This is a genomic window from Streptomyces sp. NPDC103540, from assembly GCF_055584445.1.
In genome coordinates this window covers 101,706-118,543 of sequence record NZ_JBVJMA010000020.1, presented here as the reverse complement: position 1 = coordinate 118,543, position 16,838 = coordinate 101,706, and the positions used below count along the sequence as shown (strand labels likewise).

At 72.2% G+C, this 16,838-nt stretch carries 14 protein-coding genes; 5 read left to right on the top strand and 9 right to left on the bottom strand.

What is annotated here, in order from left to right:
• Nucleotides 1–26: 26 nt before the first annotated feature.
• The 6 genes from ACZ6ZI_RS35245 to ACZ6ZI_RS35220 all read right to left on the bottom strand — a co-directional run bounded on the left by ACZ6ZI_RS35245 (nt 27) and on the right by ACZ6ZI_RS35220 (nt 6,724).
• Nucleotides 27–1,418, bottom strand: a complete 1,392-nt coding sequence (locus ACZ6ZI_RS35245; RefSeq protein WP_469528027.1) for a Mucin-2 — start codon at nt 1,416–1,418, stop codon at nt 27–29.
• A gap of 134 nt (nt 1,419–1,552) precedes the next feature.
• A complete protein-coding gene (locus ACZ6ZI_RS35240) occupies nt 1,553–1,729 on the bottom strand; it encodes a hypothetical protein (protein WP_469528024.1) in 177 nt (58 codons plus the stop codon).
• Between the two features lie 45 nt (nt 1,730–1,774).
• Nucleotides 1,775–3,412: an outer membrane protein assembly factor BamB family protein gene (locus tag ACZ6ZI_RS35235; protein WP_469528022.1), complete on the bottom strand. Its 1,638-nt coding sequence runs from the start codon at nt 3,410–3,412 to the stop codon at nt 1,775–1,777.
• 123 nt (nt 3,413–3,535) lie between these two features.
• Nucleotides 3,536–4,579, bottom strand: a complete 1,044-nt coding sequence (locus ACZ6ZI_RS35230; protein WP_469528021.1) for a hypothetical protein — start codon at nt 4,577–4,579, stop codon at nt 3,536–3,538.
• Between the two features lie 78 nt (nt 4,580–4,657).
• Nucleotides 4,658–5,269 carry an SGNH/GDSL hydrolase family protein gene (locus ACZ6ZI_RS35225; protein ID WP_469528018.1) on the bottom strand — a complete coding sequence of 204 codons (612 nt, stop codon included), beginning with the start codon at nt 5,267–5,269 and terminating at the stop codon, nt 4,658–4,660.
• Between the two features lie 141 nt (nt 5,270–5,410).
• Nucleotides 5,411–6,724: a hypothetical protein gene (locus ACZ6ZI_RS35220; RefSeq protein WP_469528016.1), complete on the bottom strand. Its 1,314-nt coding sequence runs from the start codon at nt 6,722–6,724 to the stop codon at nt 5,411–5,413.
• Nucleotides 6,725–6,879: 155 nt separating this feature from the next.
• Here ACZ6ZI_RS35220 and ACZ6ZI_RS35215 point away from each other — a divergent pair, with 155 nt between their 5' ends.
• The gene (locus ACZ6ZI_RS35215; RefSeq protein ID WP_469528014.1) at nt 6,880–7,512 is read left to right on the top strand and encodes an HAD-IA family hydrolase; all 633 of its coding nucleotides are present in this window, start codon (nt 6,880–6,882) and stop codon (nt 7,510–7,512) included.
• Nucleotides 7,513–7,649: 137 nt separating this feature from the next.
• Nucleotides 7,650–8,402 carry a hypothetical protein gene (locus tag ACZ6ZI_RS35210; protein ID WP_469528013.1) on the top strand — a complete coding sequence of 251 codons (753 nt, stop codon included), beginning with the start codon at nt 7,650–7,652 and terminating at the stop codon, nt 8,400–8,402.
• 105 nt (nt 8,403–8,507) lie between these two features.
• On the opposite strand, the gene ACZ6ZI_RS35205 is transcribed toward ACZ6ZI_RS35210, so the two are convergent.
• Nucleotides 8,508–9,977 carry a hypothetical protein gene (locus ACZ6ZI_RS35205; RefSeq protein ID WP_469528011.1) on the bottom strand — a complete coding sequence of 490 codons (1,470 nt, stop codon included), beginning with the start codon at nt 9,975–9,977 and terminating at the stop codon, nt 8,508–8,510.
• Between the two features lie 705 nt (nt 9,978–10,682).
• Here ACZ6ZI_RS35205 and ACZ6ZI_RS35200 point away from each other — a divergent pair.
• Nucleotides 10,683–12,113, top strand: a complete 1,431-nt coding sequence (locus tag ACZ6ZI_RS35200) for a hypothetical protein (protein WP_469528009.1) — start codon at nt 10,683–10,685, stop codon at nt 12,111–12,113.
• 284 nt (nt 12,114–12,397) lie between these two features.
• Nucleotides 12,398–12,928: a hypothetical protein gene (locus ACZ6ZI_RS35195; RefSeq protein ID WP_469528008.1), complete on the top strand. Its 531-nt coding sequence runs from the start codon at nt 12,398–12,400 to the stop codon at nt 12,926–12,928.
• Between the two features lie 166 nt (nt 12,929–13,094).
• Here ACZ6ZI_RS35195 and ACZ6ZI_RS35190 read toward each other — a convergent pair whose 3' ends face one another.
• Nucleotides 13,095–14,339 carry an MAB_1171c family putative transporter gene (locus ACZ6ZI_RS35190; RefSeq protein ID WP_469528005.1) on the bottom strand — a complete coding sequence of 415 codons (1,245 nt, stop codon included), beginning with the start codon at nt 14,337–14,339 and terminating at the stop codon, nt 13,095–13,097.
• A gap of 753 nt (nt 14,340–15,092) precedes the next feature.
• On the opposite strand from ACZ6ZI_RS35190, the gene ACZ6ZI_RS35185 reads away from it, so the two are divergent.
• The gene (locus ACZ6ZI_RS35185) at nt 15,093–16,538 is read left to right on the top strand and encodes an FAD-dependent oxidoreductase (protein ID WP_469528003.1); all 1,446 of its coding nucleotides are present in this window, start codon (nt 15,093–15,095) and stop codon (nt 16,536–16,538) included.
• Here ACZ6ZI_RS35185 and ACZ6ZI_RS35180 read toward each other — a convergent pair.
• Complete coding sequence (locus ACZ6ZI_RS35180) at nt 16,533–16,772, bottom strand: hypothetical protein (RefSeq protein ID WP_363058769.1); 240 nt, start codon at nt 16,770–16,772, stop codon at nt 16,533–16,535. The two genes, ACZ6ZI_RS35185 and ACZ6ZI_RS35180, sit on opposite strands and share 6 nt — an antisense overlap.
• Between the last annotated feature and the right edge of the window lie 66 nt (nt 16,773–16,838).

The following is a 16,838-nucleotide window of genomic DNA, read 5'->3' as shown; positions in this document are numbered from 1 at the left end:
CGGGCCGCAGGGCCGCCCGGCCCCGGTCAGGCGGGGACGCCCGCCCGGTCCAGGACCGCGGTCATCTCCGCCTCCGGCAGCGCGGGGTTGGCGCCCGCGCTGGACGCCAGTTCGGGGACGGCGAGGGCCTCGCGGAGCCTGGGCAACGGGAGCCGCGGATCGCGGGCCGCGTCCTGCCGCGTCCAGACCGTCGGGTCGTGGCTGAGGCGTTCGATCAGCGCGGGGGTGGCGGCCGGGTCCCGTACGGCCAGCCGGCGGAGGTTGCCGTCCGGGTGGTCCGCGTAGCGCGCGGCGAGGCCCTCGCGCGGGAAGCGGGGATGGGTTTCCGCCATCCAGGCCGAGAACGTCCCGCCGAGCCGCGCGTACACGCGCATCAGGACCTCCTCCGGGGGGTCCGGGTGGTAGATGCCCAGGTGGGCCTCCACCACGGGGTCCACGACGCGGACCAGCGTGCGCAGCAGGTCCGGCGGCAGGTGGGGGCTCCGGGCGACCGCGCGCCGCAGCAGCGGGTGGGCGGAGATCGCGGCCCGGCGCAGCACGTCGGGGTCGGCGAGCCCGTCCCGCACCCACGCGACGCGCCCCCTGTCGAGGTCCCCCACCGAGAAGTCGATCGCCGTGCGGCGCGCCTCGTCCAGCTCGGGACGGACGGAGACGGCGAGGCGTACGTCCTCGTCGGGGTCGACCGCGAGCCGTTCCACGAGGTCGGCGGGGAGCGAGGGGTTCTCGGCGAGGGCGGCGAGGTGCGTCCGCTCGGCAAGGCACCGTTCGGCGTCGGCGCGACGGAGGAGCCCGTGGCGCAGGGCTTCGGGGGCGGCCTTCGGGTCGTGGAGGAGTTCGGCGGTGAGGTGCGCGTCGTGTCGGCACGCCCACAGCGCGGCGGCCCGTCGTACGTCGGGGTCCGGGTCGGCGGCCAGGGCCGACCGGTCGCCCCGCGCCAGGGCCTCCCAGTCCCGCACCGCCCTGAGGCGCGCGGCCGGATCGTGGTGCGTCGCCAACGAGGCCGTGAAGGACGGCGCCAGGTGGGGCGAGTCCAGCAGGGCCTCGCGCACGAAGGCGTCGGGGTCGTCGAGCAGTCGGGCGCACACGGCGTCCGCGAGCGGCGGGACGGTCGTACGCGGTTCGTGGTCTTCGGGCCCGTACGCCAGGGCGGCCCGCACCTTGGGGGACGGATCGTCGACGAGTCGGGCCCGCTGCGCGGGGTCGGCACCGGCGCTCATCGCGAGGTGTACGCGGGTGTTCCGGACCGGGTGGGCCAGGATCACCGCGACGGCCTCCTCGGTCAGCCCGGCCCGCTGCACGGCCTGCCGGGGCGGGCCGTACCCGTCTCCCTCGAAGGCCAGCAGGCGCAGGAGCAGCGGGGTGGGCAGCGCGGGGTTGCGGGCGACCCCGTCGAGCGCGGATGAGTGGAACGCGACCATGACTTCTCCGATCCCCGTGGCGCGCGCCTCGTGCCTCGTGCCTGCCCGGTGTACGGGCACCATGATCGCCCATGCCAGGGCATCATTCCCTGTGTGACGGAAGGTACGGGTGGTGGTGCGGGCAGGCCGCGAGCTCAGTTCTCGGAGAGCGGGTAGTCCGGCGACCAGCCCGTGGCGGTCGACGGGGTTCCGGCCGCGCGCTCCTCGGCGGCGGCGGTGGCGGCGGTCGTGATGGTGCCGGCGAACGTGAGAACGGCCAGGAGCGCGGCAACGGCGGCGGCGCGTGCGGTCGTCCTGCTCGGAGTCGACATCTGCTTGCCCTTCCGTGATGGACGGAGATGCCACTGTAGGTCCGCTCAGTGGTCCGCATCGAGGGGTGCTTCGGACATCACCAGGATCCGGCCGTCCACGGTGCCGACGAGCAGGTGTCCCCCGGGTGCGACGGCCAGGGACAGTGCGGTGGTCGGCGTACCGTCGACCTCCAGGTCGGTGTGCCATCGCACCGAGCCGTCGTCGGCGTCGAGGGCGGTCAGGGCGCCGGTGTTGTAGGCGACGTAGACCGTCTCGCCGTCGGTGTCGAGGGCGGTGGTGGGGTGGTCGGTGCGGTGCTGCCAGCGCACCTCGCCGTCCAGGGAGCGCCGCACGACGTAGGCGCCGCCGGGCTGGAGTCCGTGGCCGCGGTGGACGGCGCCGGCGTAGACGAGGGACGGTCCGATCTCGGCCGCGGGGCCGCCGAAGTGGTGCTCCTGCGGTACCCAGGAGTGCGGGAAGAGTCGCCGCAGCGTCCCGTCGGCGGCCACGGCGGTGACCCACTTGTCGCGGTGCGGGGCGTCCGGGTCGGTGCCGACCAGGACGTACGGCCGGCTCGCGCAGCGCACCGGGAACGGGTGGTTGAACAGGTCGAAGCCTCCGACGTCCGGACCGTCCGCCGGGTCGTCCGCCGCCGGGCCGTCCGCCGGCCCTTCGAGGTCGAACATCAGCAGCGCCGCGGGCTGTTTGCGGCGGCCGCCCGAAGGCCGGAGGATCGTGCGGCGGCGGTCGCCCGGGACCAGTACCGTGAACACGCCCGGACTCAGCGTCTCCAGCACCCGCCCCGTATCGACGGCGATCCGGGCCAGCCGGGGCGGGGAGGTCTCCCAGCGCCGCCCCTTGCGGCGCCCGCGGCGTTCGGCGTTGGTCCACACCGAGGCGCCGTCGGACGCCGGCACCAGCTGTCGGCCGCCCTCCTCGTCCTCCACCGCCCAGCACCGTTCCCCCGACGGCAGCCACGCCTCCGCCAGGACCCCGTCCAGGGCGGCCAGTACGCGCCCGTCCCGCATGCCCTCGACGGCCCACACCCGTCGGCGCGGCGACCACGGTGGACCGCCGGCCGTGGCCGCGAGGTCGGCGAGGGTGCGGCGGGCCGGCGCGCCGTGGTCGGCCCGGACGAACGGTTCCGCGGGGGCGCGCAGTTCCCGGGCCCCGATCGCCCCCGGCCCGACGGCGCTCCAGTCCGCCCGGTCCACGACGACGGCGTGCCCCTGCGCGGCGGCGCGCGGGTTCTCGTGGTCGTCGTACGGAGCCAGGACCAGGAGGAGTGCCGACGTGTCGCGCCACCGCACGTCGAGGACCTCCCGGGGGTGCTCCAGCACGGAGACGACCGCGCCCGAGTCGAGGTCGATGAGCAGCAGCTCGCCCTCGAAGGCGTAGCCGCCGTCGTACCGGCCGGTGCCGACGGCCAGCAGGGGCAGGGTGGGGTGGAAGGCGAGGCAGCGAACGGGGTACCGGGACCGCACCAGGTGCCGGCAGCGCAACCCGTCCCGCTCGTAGACGCCGATCCGGTGGCCCGTCCACCGGGAGTCGGCGGTGCCGCTGCCGCTCCACTGGACGTGCCCGAGGTCCCCGCCCACGGCGACGGTCCGCGCACGCCCGTCCACCACCGCCAGCGCGGGTTCCCCGATCTCGGCGAAGGGGCCGTCCCCGAGGACGCGTCGGACGGTGGGCACAGGGGTCATACGGGGTCCTCCCGGGAGCGCGGCACGGTGCGGCACGGTGCCGCTCCATGATCCTGGCGAGGGAGGACGCGTACCAACGCGTTTCGCGTCCGTGATGCGCGGCCCACGGCCGGTCGGGGTTCGTCAGGACGCGGGCCGGTGGAGCCAGGGTGCGCCGGTCGCCCAGAACATCACGTCGGCGCCCAGGGTGACGCCGCCGAAGTCGACGAACTCCTTCTTGGTGTAGGGCTTGCCGGTCGAGGGGTTGGTGTACTCGAAGTCGGGTTCCTGCACGGCCATGGCGACGAGGGGGAGGCGGCCCCGGTAGCGGGCGAAGAAGGGGTAGGAGTTCTCCATCTGCGCCGGCCGGTTCGGCAGGACGTCGGGGCCGCCCAGACCGATGCCGTGGGTCGCTGCGAACTCGAAGGTCTTCTCCATGCGGCCGTGGTCGTTGTTCCACTCGCCGGGCCAGAAGTTCACGTACTGGATGAACCGGGTCCGCTTGAAGACCTGGGCTCCGTAGCGCATGTTGTCGAGTTCCGCTTCGAAGTAGGACGCGTCGGTGTATCCACTGTGGTCCTTGGTCAGGTCGACCTGGGTGGCGGTCTCGGGGAGATTCACGCCCGCCAGACGGCCGTCGAAGCGATCGGCGAGGGCCTTCAGCAGGCTCTGGAACCGGCCGCGCACCTCGGGGTTCCACTGGGCGGCGACGGCTCCGGGTTCCCCTGCTCCCAGCCCGTTCTCGTTGGTGGTGGCCGCTGCGCCGCCGGCGTACCGGGGGTCGGTGAGCAGGTAGTTCGGGAGTCGCGTGGGGGCGCTGAAGAACCGGTCCTGGACCTGGACGAACAGCTTCTTCCCCCGCGCCTGGAGGTGGCTCAGGGCGTCCTCGACGGCGGAGAAGTCGTACTGGTCCTTCCGCGGTTCGAGGGCCTTCCAGGGCACGACGACCTGCGCTCCCGCGATGTCGGGCCGGTCGAGGAGGGGCTTGACCTCGGTATCGAAGTCCCCGATGGAGGAGTAGAGGTAGTTCGCGGGAGCCGGAGCGGAAGCGGGGGCGGGAGCGGGGGCCGCATGCCGGACGGCGGGGACGGGGGCGGTCGCGGCGGCGGCCGGCGGCGCCGCGCCGAGGTGCGCGAAGGGCGTGGCCAGGAGGACACCGATCATGGCGGACAGTCGTCGGATCGTCATGAACGGCGAGGCTACGAAGCACTTCTAAGAAGGTTGTGAGAAACCGCCGCGCCCCTCCCCGCCGCCGCGCCCCGCCCGTCAGGTGCGCGGTTCGAGGGCTCCCAGGCCCAGGACGCGGAGCGTTTGCTCGGCCATCTTGAGGTGGCCGACGGCGTTGGGGTGGGCCGGGTCGTCGAGCCAGGAGATCGGGTCGGCGCCGTCGAAGTGCTCGTTCCAGTGGGCCTCGTGGTCGACGAGCAGTGCGCCGGTCTCCTTCGCGATGTCCCGCACGGCCTGGGCGTACGCCGGGAGCGTGCCGCGGGCCTCGCGGCCGGCGATGCTGACCAGCACCGGGGTGTGCAGGACGATCTGGGTGTCCTCGCCCGTGCGGGCGATGAGCTCGCGCATGGCGTCGCGGAACTCGGGCAGTCCGTCCAGGCCGGCGCGGGCGTCGTTGGTGCCGAGGGATATGGACAGGACGTCGGGTGCGAAGCGGCCGATGAGGTGGTCGTAGGAGCCGAGCACGTCGACGGCGCGCCAGCCGGAGACACCGGTGTTGACGACGATGTCGGTCAGCCGGTCCAGCTGCCACCTGACCCGCTCCTGGAGGTGTTCCACCCAGCCGCGCGCGCCGTGGGTGTGCAGTACGGCCTGGGTGATGCTGTCGCCGGCGGCCACCCACGTCATGGGTGCGGTCGAGAGGCGGATCATGTCGTTTCGCTCCGGTGCGGTCGTGACGGGCTCCGGCGGCTGCCGATGCCCGGGGTCCTGCTGTCCTGCTGTCCTACTGTCCTGCTTCAGATCAGAAACATAACGCCGGCGCGGCACGGTCCTCTTCCCGTCCCGGCGCTGTCACGTGCTCCGCCGCGCGCAGCGTTCACGGACCTCGTCGAGCAGGGTCCGGTTGTGCTCGCCGTACGTGTTCACCGCGTGCCACACGGCCTCCAGCGCCGCCTTCAACGGGTCGGGATCGGCCGCCGCAAGCACTGCGGGAAGGGCCGCGTGCGTCTGGGAGGTCCATGCGCGTGCCTGGGGAGCACGCCGGGCCTGCGCCGCGACCCGGTAGCCCACGTCGACCGTCATCGCCGGCACCTCGTCATCGGACGGGTTCGGCGGTATCAACCCTCGCAGCCCCCTCCCGAGCTGTCGACGCCGCTGCCGGGCGTCCGTCGGCCCGGCCGGCGCCGTCGGACGAGGTGGCCAAACGTAGGGCGGTCGTTCTGGAGGCACCGCCTCGACCACCCACCTGTTCGGCAGCGCGGAGTCGGCGTACACCGCCTCCCACAGCCGGACCTCCTCGTGGAACGGCGGCGGCAGCGGGCGTCGTCCCTGCGCCACCGCCGTAAGCGCACCGCCGACCCAGGCGAGGCCGTCGAGGCCCGCCACCTCGCAAGCCCTGCGGGCCGCCAGGACGGCCACCGCCCGCTGCGTCTCGGCGTCTTCGGCGCCCAGGGCGTGCACCAGGTCGCTGTCGAAGGGGAGCAGGCGGGTCACGTTGCCCCCGATCCCCCGCAGCACCTCGCTCGGCAGCCGCCCGCCCCAGGCCCACCGCTCGTGGTGCGTCCGCTCCTCCTCGACGGCCCGCTCGTACGCCTCCCGGGCCAGGCGTTCCGTCTCGGCGCGCTGCTCGGGCGTCGGTGGCGGGGGGAGTTCGCGTGCGACGCGGTGCCAGTACGCGGCGGCGCGGGACGTCTGGCGGAGCAGTCGGTCCGGGGCGGGCGGCGCGGGCCAGAACTGAAGGAGGTAGTCGTCGAGCCGCGGCTCTCCGGACAGCCTGATCGCCCGTTCCCGCGCCGCGTCCATGCCCCGGGCGCCGTACCGCACCCGGTGGTCGATCGGGGGCAAACCCAGCTCCCACGTGCCCCCGCCGCCCCACTCCGCGAGGACAGTGGACTTCGGCCCCGGGCGGAACGACACCTCGACCACGTCCTCCCAAACGGGGTCGAGCGCGGGCTCCTCGTCCAGGACCTCCACGACGAAGCCGACGTGGCCCGTGTGCAGGCCGGTGTTCAGCCAGAGCGTGCCCGCGACCGCCGCCCCGCACAGGCCCGTGCCCTGGCCCGCCAACGCCTCGGTCAGATCGGGATACCCGCTCGCCGGGTCGCTCCAGACGTAGATCTGGCCGTACTCAATATTCACCTCGCCCGTGACCGGCCTGCGCACCACGCTCCCCACCCCCTACCGTCACGGTCGATCATGCCTCGGGACACTGACAACGGGCCGCTGACGACGGGCCGCTGATACCTTGGGCGGCTGCCCACGCCGGGCTCGGCGCGTGACGTACGCGTTGCCCCGGCCGCCACCACTCCTGGAGTTTCCACATGCCTTCTCACCTCACCGGCCTCGTCCTCGACTTCGGAGGGGTGCTCACCACGCCGCTGCTGCCCGCGGTGCTCGGTTTCGAGGAGCGGGAGGGGCTGCCGCAGGGCGCCTGCGTCAACGCCCTGTACCTGGACGCGGAGAGCGTCCGGCTCACCCACGAGCTGGAGCGCGGCGGGATCACCCAGACGGAATGGAACGCGGCCGCCGCGCCCAAGCTGGGTGTCGCTCCGGAGAACCTGATGGGGCGGATCTTCGCGGACCTCCGGCCCGAGCGGGCCGTGATCGACGCGGCCGCCGCCGCGCGGCGGGCCGGGATCACGGTCGGGATCCTCTCGAACAGCGTGGGGCTCTCCCCCTGGAACCTGTACGACGGCTACGACCTGGACCTCCTCTACTCCCACGTGGTCATCTCCGAGCTTCACGGGATGCGCAAGCCGGACCCGGACATCTTCCGGCTGGTGCTCAAGTCGATGGGGTTGTCCGCCGAGCAGTGCGTCTTCGTCGATGACACGGAGGAGTACGTGACGACCGCGGAGGCACTCGGTTTCACCGGAGTCCACGCCCGGCAGCCGCAGAAGACCGTCGCCCGGCTCGAAGCGCTCCTGGGCGTGCCCCTGTCCGATGGTCACTGAGCCGGTAGCCGGTAGCCGGTAGCCGGTGCGGGCGGCGCGGGCGACGGGTGGCGGGGGTTGCTCGGGCCGGGGGGTCGTTCGTAGATTCGATTCGGGTTGCGGCGGGGGACGGCTCCCCCGCCGTCGAGGAGGTTCCCGTGTTTTTCAGCATGAAGATCAGTCAGCCGATGACGCCCGAGGAGGAGGCCGCGCACGAGGCGGCCACCATGGCGTTCAACGAGGCGTGCGAGGAGCGTGAAGCGCTTCCGCCGGGACCGCCCTACGATCGCCACAGCACGGCCGCCAACATACGTCAGCACCGGGCGGAGACGATTCCCGGCTACCTCGCCGCGGACCGCAAGGTCCACCGGGCGTACTGGGCGTCGACGGCGACGGACCTGACGAACCTCCACATCCGCATCACGGCGATGTCGTACCACGTGACGGTGATGCACCGGCTGGGCATGATCATGACCGGCTACGAGCGACCGCCCTACCCGAAGCAGCCGTCCTACCTGTGGTTCGGTCCGGAACAGGACGCGATGAAGGCGGAGAACCCGGAAGCCCTGGCCGCGGCCCGGGCCGCGTACGACGAGAGCGTCGAGGCGCACCGCCTCTGGAGTCCGGAGGACGTCCGCGGCATACCGGAGCACAAACTCCAGTACGGCGTCGGCGAGTACTTCGTCACCCCGGAGGAGATCGCCGCCGCGCTGGCCGCGTACCGCCTGCGCTCGGACGACGAGGTGATGGCCGCCATCGCCACGGTGGGGAAGATCGAGGACGCGGAGGAGGGGGAGGACCTCCAGATCTACCCGGTGGGCCTCGGGACCGGTGACTGGATCACGTGGATCACCTACCTGGAACGTGCGCGGCGGCGCGGCGGCTTCAGCGTGGAGGGCGCCGACCTCTGAGCCGGCGCGTACGCCGCGACGTGCGCGGAGCCGTGCCAGGAGCCGTGCCGCCGAAGCCGCCGGCGGGGTCGCGCCGGCGGCTTCGGGGGTTCGGGGCAGGGCTGCTCAGGCGGTGGTGCGGCGGCGGCGCTTGCCGGTGCCCGCCACGAGCGCGGCGCCCATGGCGAGGGCCACGCCGGCGCCGCCGAGGGCCCAGGTGGTGGCCGGGTCGGAACCGGTGGTGGCGAGCTGACCGCCGCCGGTGGTGGTGCCGGTTCCGGTGGTCCCGGTGGTACCGGTTCCGGTGCCCGGGTTGACGATCGGCGTGGTGGTCGTACCGCCGTCGGGCTTGGGCTGGTTGCCGGTGTTACCCGTGTTGCCGGTGTTACCGCCGGTCTGGCCTCCACCGGTCTGGCCGCCGCCGGTGTGGGTGCCCGGGGCCTCGATCGAGGTGTAGCTGAAGATCAGCGGCGACATGATGTCGGAGTCGTAGCCCGCGTCGACGACGAAGAAGGCCTTGCCCTGCGGGGCGTCCGGCGCGACCTTGACGCGCAGCTGGATGTCGAGCTTCGCGTTCCTGGCGATGGCACGCTCGAACTCGATCCCCGCGGTGTCCAGGTCGAGCGGCTCCCCGGCGACCCAGTTCTTGCCGTCCCACACCTCGACTTGGAGGTGCTTCGCCTTCAGCTTGTTCGCGGGGTTGGCGAAGAAGATCTCGAATTCGTACCGGTCGTACGCGCCCTTGCCGGTGTTGTCGACGCTCAGGGTGAGCGGCTGCCACGTACCGTCGGCGGTGAACCCGGTCTTCGGCACGCCCTTCAGCTCCACCTTGGGGCCGAGCTGCGAGGTCTCCTGCGCGGGCGTCACCTTGGACTCGTACCGGACGCGGTCTGCGGAGCCGCCCTGGGCGGTCGTGCTCAGCGAGAAGCGGCTGGTGGGCGTGTCCTGGGCGAACTTCATGCGGAGCTTGAGGTCGAAGACCTCGTTGGCCTCGATGTCGACGTCGGCGACGGAGAAGCTGTAGACCTCTTCCGAGCCGTACGCCTCCACCTTGTGCCAGCCCCAGGTGCCGGCGGCGTTGGGGGCGTAGACCTCCGCCTGGATGTCGCCCGCCTCCCAGCCGAAGGTGTCGAGGGTCCACAGGACCAGTTCGAGCGAGTAGTCGTTGGCCGCGGGGCGGCCGGAGTTGTCCACGTGGAGCGAGAACTCGCGCCAGTCGGCGCCCGCCTTGAACGCACCGGGAAGCCCGGTCAGCGTCGTCGTCGGGGCCTTCGCGGCCTTCTGGTCCTTGCCACCCGCGCCGGCCCCGGGCCTGGCCTGGTCCTTGGCCGCCTCGGTGGTCTTGGGGGCGTCGGGCTTCGCCTGCCCGGTCTGGCCCTTGCCGGCCTCGGGCTTCGTCTGCTCCTTCGGAGCCTGCGCGTCCTGGCCGGCCTGCGCTCCGCCCACCGGGGCGGCGTCCTCCTTGGGCGCGGTGTCCGGCGTGGTCACGGCCGGGTTCTGCACCTCGTCCGCCATCGCGGGAGTGGTCATCAGCACGGTCGGTCCGACCACGGCCGCGGCAGCCACGACGGCCATGCGCTGGATCTTGAGCTTCATCTCTTCGGTTCCCCCTAGTCAGCCCCTGCACGCACGGCGCGCATCCCCTGGGGCCTGTCAACATCATCTTTGAATATCGTTCAGCGTAGCCACCCACGTCCAGGGAATATTCCGCAGGGACCACCTTCCGGCCGGCCGCCGAGGACGGATCGGAATCCGGGCCGCGCTCCTGCCTTCACTCACGGGCGTACCGCCGTCCGAACCAGGTAGCGCAAACGGTCGGGCCCCGAGGCACTCACCTCGGGGCCCGTGTTGTCACGTGTCCGTGTCGGCGACGCACAAGGATCAAAGCGCTTGCATCCGCAACACCGCACTCTTGCCGTCGAGTTGTGCGTGCGGCTTCGGCCTGCCGACCAGACGCCACTCCCCGACCCTCGGAATGACGAACGACGCATCGGTACCCATAAGTAACCTACGAGTGCCGATGTACCGTCTGACGGTGGGAAACCTCCCCGCACCGACAACCCAAAGCGCTGGACGAGGCTTATAGAGCCTTCTGCCCCAAATCTCCTTCCAGCCTCACTGAACTCGAAGGTCGGCGAGGGACTGACGACGTCCACCCCATGGACCGAATCGATGCCGCTTCGTGATCTCCGCCCCCACCAAGGCGGAGCCCCGCCACCTAATCTGATCGGGTTCAAAAAGATGTCGGGGTGGGCCGGATGCACCATCGCATCCGGGAATCATCGAGGGGAAACCGAAGACGTGAAGCTCAAGCACATGGCCATCGCGGCCGCCGCCGCAGTGGTCGGACCGACGGCGTTGGCCGCACCCGCCATGGCCCAGGAGAAGGCGGCCGTATCCGTTCCCGACACGGCTCCACAGACCGATCCGCAGGGCACCCAGCAGAGCGCACCGGCCGCGCGCACCGGGCAGGTGAGCGAGAGTGTGGCGAGCCCCAAGTACCGCAACGACGGGCCGAAGGTGTCCCTGACGGGAGTACCGAAGAGCTTCGCCCCGGGTGGGGACTGGACGAACCTGACGGTGAACGTCGACAACCGCGGCGGACTCCCGGTCGACGACTTCGTGGCCGCCGTCTCCGTTTCCCAGTACGACGGCATCGTCAAGGCCAAGCACCTCCAGGCCGAGATCCGTCAGGCGGACGGCACGTGGAAGTCCGTCGCGCTGCGGCTCGACCGCGGTGACACCGTGTACGAGATCGAGTCCGGCAAGCGCGCCGTCGCCCCGGGTCAGGTCTACTCCGTGGACGTCCGCATCCGCTTCACCGCCGACACCCCCGACGCTCCGGTGGAGATCTCCGTCGGTGGCGAGGGGAAGGACCGGGGCGGACAGGTCGTCTCGCCCTACACGTTCTTCGACAGCCGCGTCGGTGAGGCCAAGCCCGACGAGGGCGGCGGCGAGGAGCTGCCCGTCTTCACCGGCCCGAAGCTCGGGCTGACGGGACTGCCCCAGGCCGGCTTCAAGGCCGGCGCGGACTGGAGCGAGTTCGCGCTGCACGTCGACAACTCCGGCCGCGCCGCGATCGACGACTACCAGCTCGACCTGGTCCTGTGGGTGAAGAACGGCGCCTTCAAGGAAGGCGACATCAAGCTCGAGGTCTACGCCCCGGACGGCAAGGGCGTCTGGGGCTGGCACCCGGTCCTGTCTGACGGGTCCGAGGAGGTCTGGGTCCACGAGCTGGCCACCGTCGACATCGAGAAGAACGAGGCCTTCGACCTCAAGCTCAGGTTGAAGTTCGACGCGAAGACCGCGCCGCACGACATCTCCCTCCGCACGACCGGGCAGAACGGCTGGGGTGACGACTCCGTGCACTCCGAGGACGTCAGCCACGCGTCGAAGGTCACCGCTGCGGGCTCCGGCCAGACGCCCGGACCCGACGGCAACACTCCCAAGCCGGACACCGGCAACAAGCCCGAGCCCGGCAACGGCAACGGCAACGGCAACGGCAACGGCAACGGCAACAACCCCAAGCCCGACGGTGACGCCAAGCCGGTGGACGACACGACGAACAACAGTGGCACCGGAACCGGAACCGGAACCGGAACCGGCGGCCAACTCGCCGAGACCGGTACCGGCTCCGCGACCACCTGGGCGCTGACCGGCGCCGGCGTCGCACTCTCCATGGGCGCGGCCTTCGTCGCCGGAACCGGCCGCCGCCGTCGCACCACCGCCTGAGCCTGAGCCACTGGCGCCAAGGGCCGGTCTCCCCCGTACCAGGCCAGGGGAAGGCCGGCGCTCCGGCCCACGAGCGCCCGCTACGGGGTGTCCTCCAGAGACAGGCACCTTGACGTTGGGGGATCTCGCGCACGCTGTCGTTGATCTTCACCAGCACGTCACCGGCGAGCTGGGAGCCCTCTTCGCGCCGACCGGGCCGCTGCATGACGCATGGAGAAGCGGCCAGTCCTTCCCTCCCGATGATCACACCCGTGCCGCGCTCCGGTGGCTCTAGGCTGACCGGTGTGAGCACACGGGGGCGGAGTTACCGGTACGTGGGGCCGGGTGAGTTGCTGGATCTGGTGCGGCCGGAACGGGTGGGACGGAGTATCCGTTCGGCGGCGGACCTGCGGGAGTGGGCTTCGGCGCTGGGGGCCGCTGAGGCGGTGGAGCCGTTCACCTACGTCGTCGACGCCGCCGGGGTGTTGCGGTGCGCGCCTCGTCGGAGCGAGCACGTGGTGTGCGCCGGCGGCGAGGCGGTCCTGGCCGCCGGGGAGATGAGCCTGCGCGAGGAGGCGGCCGGGCGGTGGGTGGTGGAGGAGGTCAGCAACCAGTCCACCGGGTACTGCCCGGACCTCGACTCGTGGCCGGCCGTCGCCGATGCCTTGGACGCTGCGGCGATCGAGCACCCGCCCGGCTTCACGCACGCGGTGGTGTTCCGTCGCTGCCCCTCCTGTGGGGAGCTCAACATCGTGCGGGAGGAGTACTTCGTCTGCGTCTTCTGCGACGGGGCGCTGCCCGAGGTATGGAACGTGGCTCCGGCGCCGCGTGAGTGAGGCGGACCCGGGGTTCGCAAGGGGGGCGATCTCGCGCGGCGCCTGATTCGGCGTGCCGTGCCCGCGACGGGCGGACACGGGGCGCCGTCGTCATCACGCCCCGGGCGCGAGGGTGCGGGCGGCCGGGGCGGGACGCGCGGTCGTGCGCTCGTGTGGTGGCGGAGGCCTACGTGCCTTCCGGCGCGACCGGGACGACCGGCGCGACCGGGGCGACCGGAGCGACCGGGGCGGCGGCGAGGTCCGCGGGGCGGATGCGGGCGAAGCGGAGGCTGAGTTCGGTGAGTCCGTCGATGCCCGAGACCCGGATGGGCGACGCCGCCTCGCCGTTCCACGCCGGAGCCGCCGGCGCCGCCGGGTCGGCCGTGCCGCGCAGGCGCGCGGGGCTCACGCCGGCCAGCGCCGCGTGGATGGTGGCCGCCTCCACCGCGATCAGGGAGTCCTCGTCCGCCAACCCCTGCCGTGCGGCGTACCGCTCGCCCGTCGCGCGGTGCTCCGCGGTCAGGGAGGGGGTGAGGTTGACCAGGCGGTCGGAGATCTCGGTGGCCCGGAGGACGGCCCGCAGTTCGAACGTCGACCACATCGAGATCCGCAGGGGCTTGCCGATGCCGCTCCACGGTTCGAGGGCCCGCCACAGCGGTTCCATCGCCCGGTAGGACCGCCACGCCTGCCGGGTGGAGTCCAGCCCGGGTCCGATGACGGGGAGCAGGAACCCGAGGGTGATCAGGCCCGCCCCCGACGCCGTGAACGGCGGGGCGATGTCGGTGCTCAACGCGTCCCAGGAGTCCGTCCCGGTCCAGCGGGCGGCGACCGCGAGGGCCTTGAGGAGCGCGAAGACCAGGGTGAAGGCGTAGCCCGTCACCAGGAACAGCAGGCCGCGCCGGGTCCATCCCGCCGCCAGTTCGCGCGTCCAGCGCAGGCACTTGGTGATGACCACGATGCTGATGGTGGTGTGGGAGGCCAGGTAGAGGACGATCATCTCCCGGATGAACGGGGTGTTCGCGTAGTACGTGTCGAGGTCCCTCGGGCGTTCGTCGGGGACGTCGCTGAGGGAGAAGAGGACGGCGAAGGCGGTGATGGCGGCGGCGGTGGCCGCCATCCACAGGCGGGTGTGGCGTCGGATGACGGCCTCGGGTCCGCCGCGCCAGTTGATGAGCAGGACCAGCGACGCGCACGCGAAGACGCTGAGGATGGAGTAGACGAGGGGTGCCGAGACGTTGGTGATTCCCGTGAGGCTGTTGACGCGTTGGACCGTGGGGGGTGCCCCGAAGCCGAAGCCGGCGGCCGTCGTCACGAGGATCACGAAGATGGCGCGTGACATGGGGTCGTGCCGGCTGCGCCACAGGGACGGCGACTTCACGAGCAGGGCCAGGAGGAGGACGGCCGAGGGGATGTAGTAGTCCGACCCGCTCACGCGCCGAGGCTCCCCCGGCTCGGGCCGAAGGCGATCGGTTCGGACGCCCCGCCGGCGGGCGTGCTCATTCGTCTCTTCCTCATGAATTCCCCAATTCCCCCATGCCGATTCTCGATTCCCGGACGCCCGCGCCGGGCTTCGCGTTCCCCGACGGCGCCCTCGACGAAGGCAGACCTCGGGTGGGGATGACTTCCGTCCTCAGCACCCGGGCGAGGGCCTCGACCGCCGTGCCGGCGTGGACGCCGACGGGAACGCCGAGGCAGCGAGCCAGATCCGTGGCTGCCGGGGGCGCGCGCGTGTTCCCGCCCGACGCCCATCGGGGACAGTATCCCGTCCACCTCGGGGCCGACTTCGGCGAGGTGCCCGTACGAGTCCCGCACGAGCCCCGCACGGGGTCCCGAGCGCGTCCCGAGCGCGTCCCGTGCGCGGGCCCGTACGCGTCCTGCTACTCGTCCGTAGGCATCGCGCATGGCCGCCCTCCGACCGAACGTGCGGGAAAGACAGGGGTCGATCGGTCCTCTTGTCAGGGGACGACCGGCGCCGCCACTAGATCACGAAACGATCGTTGATGCAATGAAACGATCGTTGCATGGTGTGCGCACAGAGTTCACAGGCCGCCAATCATCATTGACCGAATGACAACTATGGTTGGCTAGCTCTGGGGTTGCGCCCGGGGTCGGCACGTAGGGCCGTGCCGCGCATCGGCGCCTTCGAGGCGGCAGTACCGCATCGCAACGAACGGAAACCACCACCATGCCCACCCTTGAGGGAACCACCCCGCCGCGCCCCCGGGCGATCGTCATAGGCGGCAGCACGACGGGGATGCTCGCGGCCTCGGTCCTGGCCGACTTCGCCGACGTCACCGTCGTCGAGCGCGACGTCCTGCCCGAGGGCCCCGACGCCCGCAGGGGACTGCCCCAGGCGCGCCACGGCCATCTGCTGTGGTCCGGAGGGGTGAGGGCCTACGAGGAACTGCTGCCCGGCATCGTCGACGAGCTCGTCGCCCTCGGCGCCCGCCGCACGCCGGTGATGACCGACCTGGTCTCCAAGGCTCCCTCCGGTCAGTGGTTCCGCAGGTGGGAGGGGGCCCGGCACGTCAACCTCGTCTGCAGCCGCGACCTGCTCGACTCGGTCGTCCGCCGCGAGGTCCTACGGCGCCCCGGCGTCGGCCTGCGCCGGCAGACCGAGCTCCTCGCCCTGGAGGGCGGCGCCACCCGCGTCACCGGGGTCCGCGTCCGCACCGCGGACGGGGAGGAATCGCTGTCCGCCGACCTCGTCATCGACGCGAGCGGTCGTGGCAGCCACGCCCCCACCTGGCTGCGCGACCTCGGGCTGCCCCCGGTCCCCGAACGGGTCGTGGACGCCGGCGTCGGATACGCGAGCCGCGTCTACCGCGCGCCGGGCACCACCGCCGAAGGCTTCCCGCTCGTCAACGTACAGGCCGATCCGCGTTCGGCGCCCGGGCGCGGCGGGATCATCCTCCCGATCGAAGGGGGCCGCTGGCTCGTCACCCTCTCCGGGACCCGCGGCGGCCGGCCCACCCGGCGCAACGAGGACTTCCTCGACTTCGCGCGGTCCCTGAGCGACCCCGTCATAGCCGAGCTCCTGAGCGGGGCGACCCCCCTCACGGACGTGGTCACCACCCGCACCACGGCCAACCGGCGCCGCTTCTACGAGAAGGCCCGGCGCTGGCCGTCCGGCTTCGCGGTCCTGGGCGACGCCGTGGCGGGGTTCAACCCCGTCTACGGGCACGGGCTGACCGTCACCGCCCAGAGCGCGCTCGCGTTGCGCGCGGTACTGGCCGCGCACGACCTGCGGGCCCCCGGAACGGCGCGACGGATCCAGCGCGCCGCCGCGGGACCCGTCGGCATCGCCTGGGCCCTGGCGGTCGGGCAGGACGTCTTCTACCCGGGCGCCGGCGAGAAGGGGCCGACCGCGGTGGAGCGGTTCCTCGCCTCGTTCATCGACCGCGCCGTGGACGCCGGCGCGCGCAACCCGCACGCCATGGCCGCCCTCCTGGACGTGATGAGCATGGAGAAGCCCCCGACCCGGCTGTTCCGTCCGGACATGCTGCGCCACATGTTCACCGGCCCCAAGAAGCCCCTGCCGAGCGGCCCGCCGCTCTCCGAAGCGGAACGCGCGGCCGCCCGCGCGCAGGCGCCGGAGCCGCTCCCCACCGGAGCCGAAGCGGGGTCATGAGGGCGGTTCGGTGGGCGGGACGGCGCCTTCGAGGTCGGTCAGCAGGGCTTGCGCGGCATCGCACGCGGCCGGTGTCTGGGAACCGTCCGCCCGCCAGTAGGTCATGGCCTTCCGCACGATCTCCATCGTGGGGCCGGCGAGCGAGGGATCACGTTCGCAGAGGCCCCGGAGCACCACAAGCGTGCCGAGCCGCACCTGCTCGCTCTCCTGGGTCAGCTGCAGTATCGCTTCCACGCGGGGTCATCTCCTGTCGATCAGGGCCGCTGACACTGCATCACATTACGCAGGGGTAGGGCTACC

Coding starts and splice junctions, on each gene's coding strand:
- ACZ6ZI_RS35225 (WP_469528018.1), bottom strand. CDS start 5,269: ATGATCCGCCTCTCGACCGCACCCATGACGTGGGTGGCCGCCGGCGAC.
- ACZ6ZI_RS35235 (WP_469528022.1), bottom strand. CDS start 3,412: ATGACCCCTGTGCCCACCGTCCGACGCGTCCTCGGGGACGGCCCCTTC.
- ACZ6ZI_RS35230 (WP_469528021.1), bottom strand. CDS start 4,579: ATGACGATCCGACGACTGTCCGCCATGATCGGTGTCCTCCTGGCCACG.
- ACZ6ZI_RS35205 (WP_469528011.1), bottom strand. CDS start 9,977: ATGAAGCTCAAGATCCAGCGCATGGCCGTCGTGGCTGCCGCGGCCGTG.
- ACZ6ZI_RS35245 (WP_469528027.1), bottom strand. CDS start 1,418: ATGGTCGCGTTCCACTCATCCGCGCTCGACGGGGTCGCCCGCAACCCC.
- ACZ6ZI_RS35240 (WP_469528024.1), bottom strand. CDS start 1,729: ATGTCGACTCCGAGCAGGACGACCGCACGCGCCGCCGCCGTTGCCGCG.
- ACZ6ZI_RS35185 (WP_469528003.1), top strand. CDS start 15,093: ATGCCCACCCTTGAGGGAACCACCCCGCCGCGCCCCCGGGCGATCGTC.
- ACZ6ZI_RS35215 (WP_469528014.1), top strand. CDS start 6,880: ATGCCTTCTCACCTCACCGGCCTCGTCCTCGACTTCGGAGGGGTGCTC.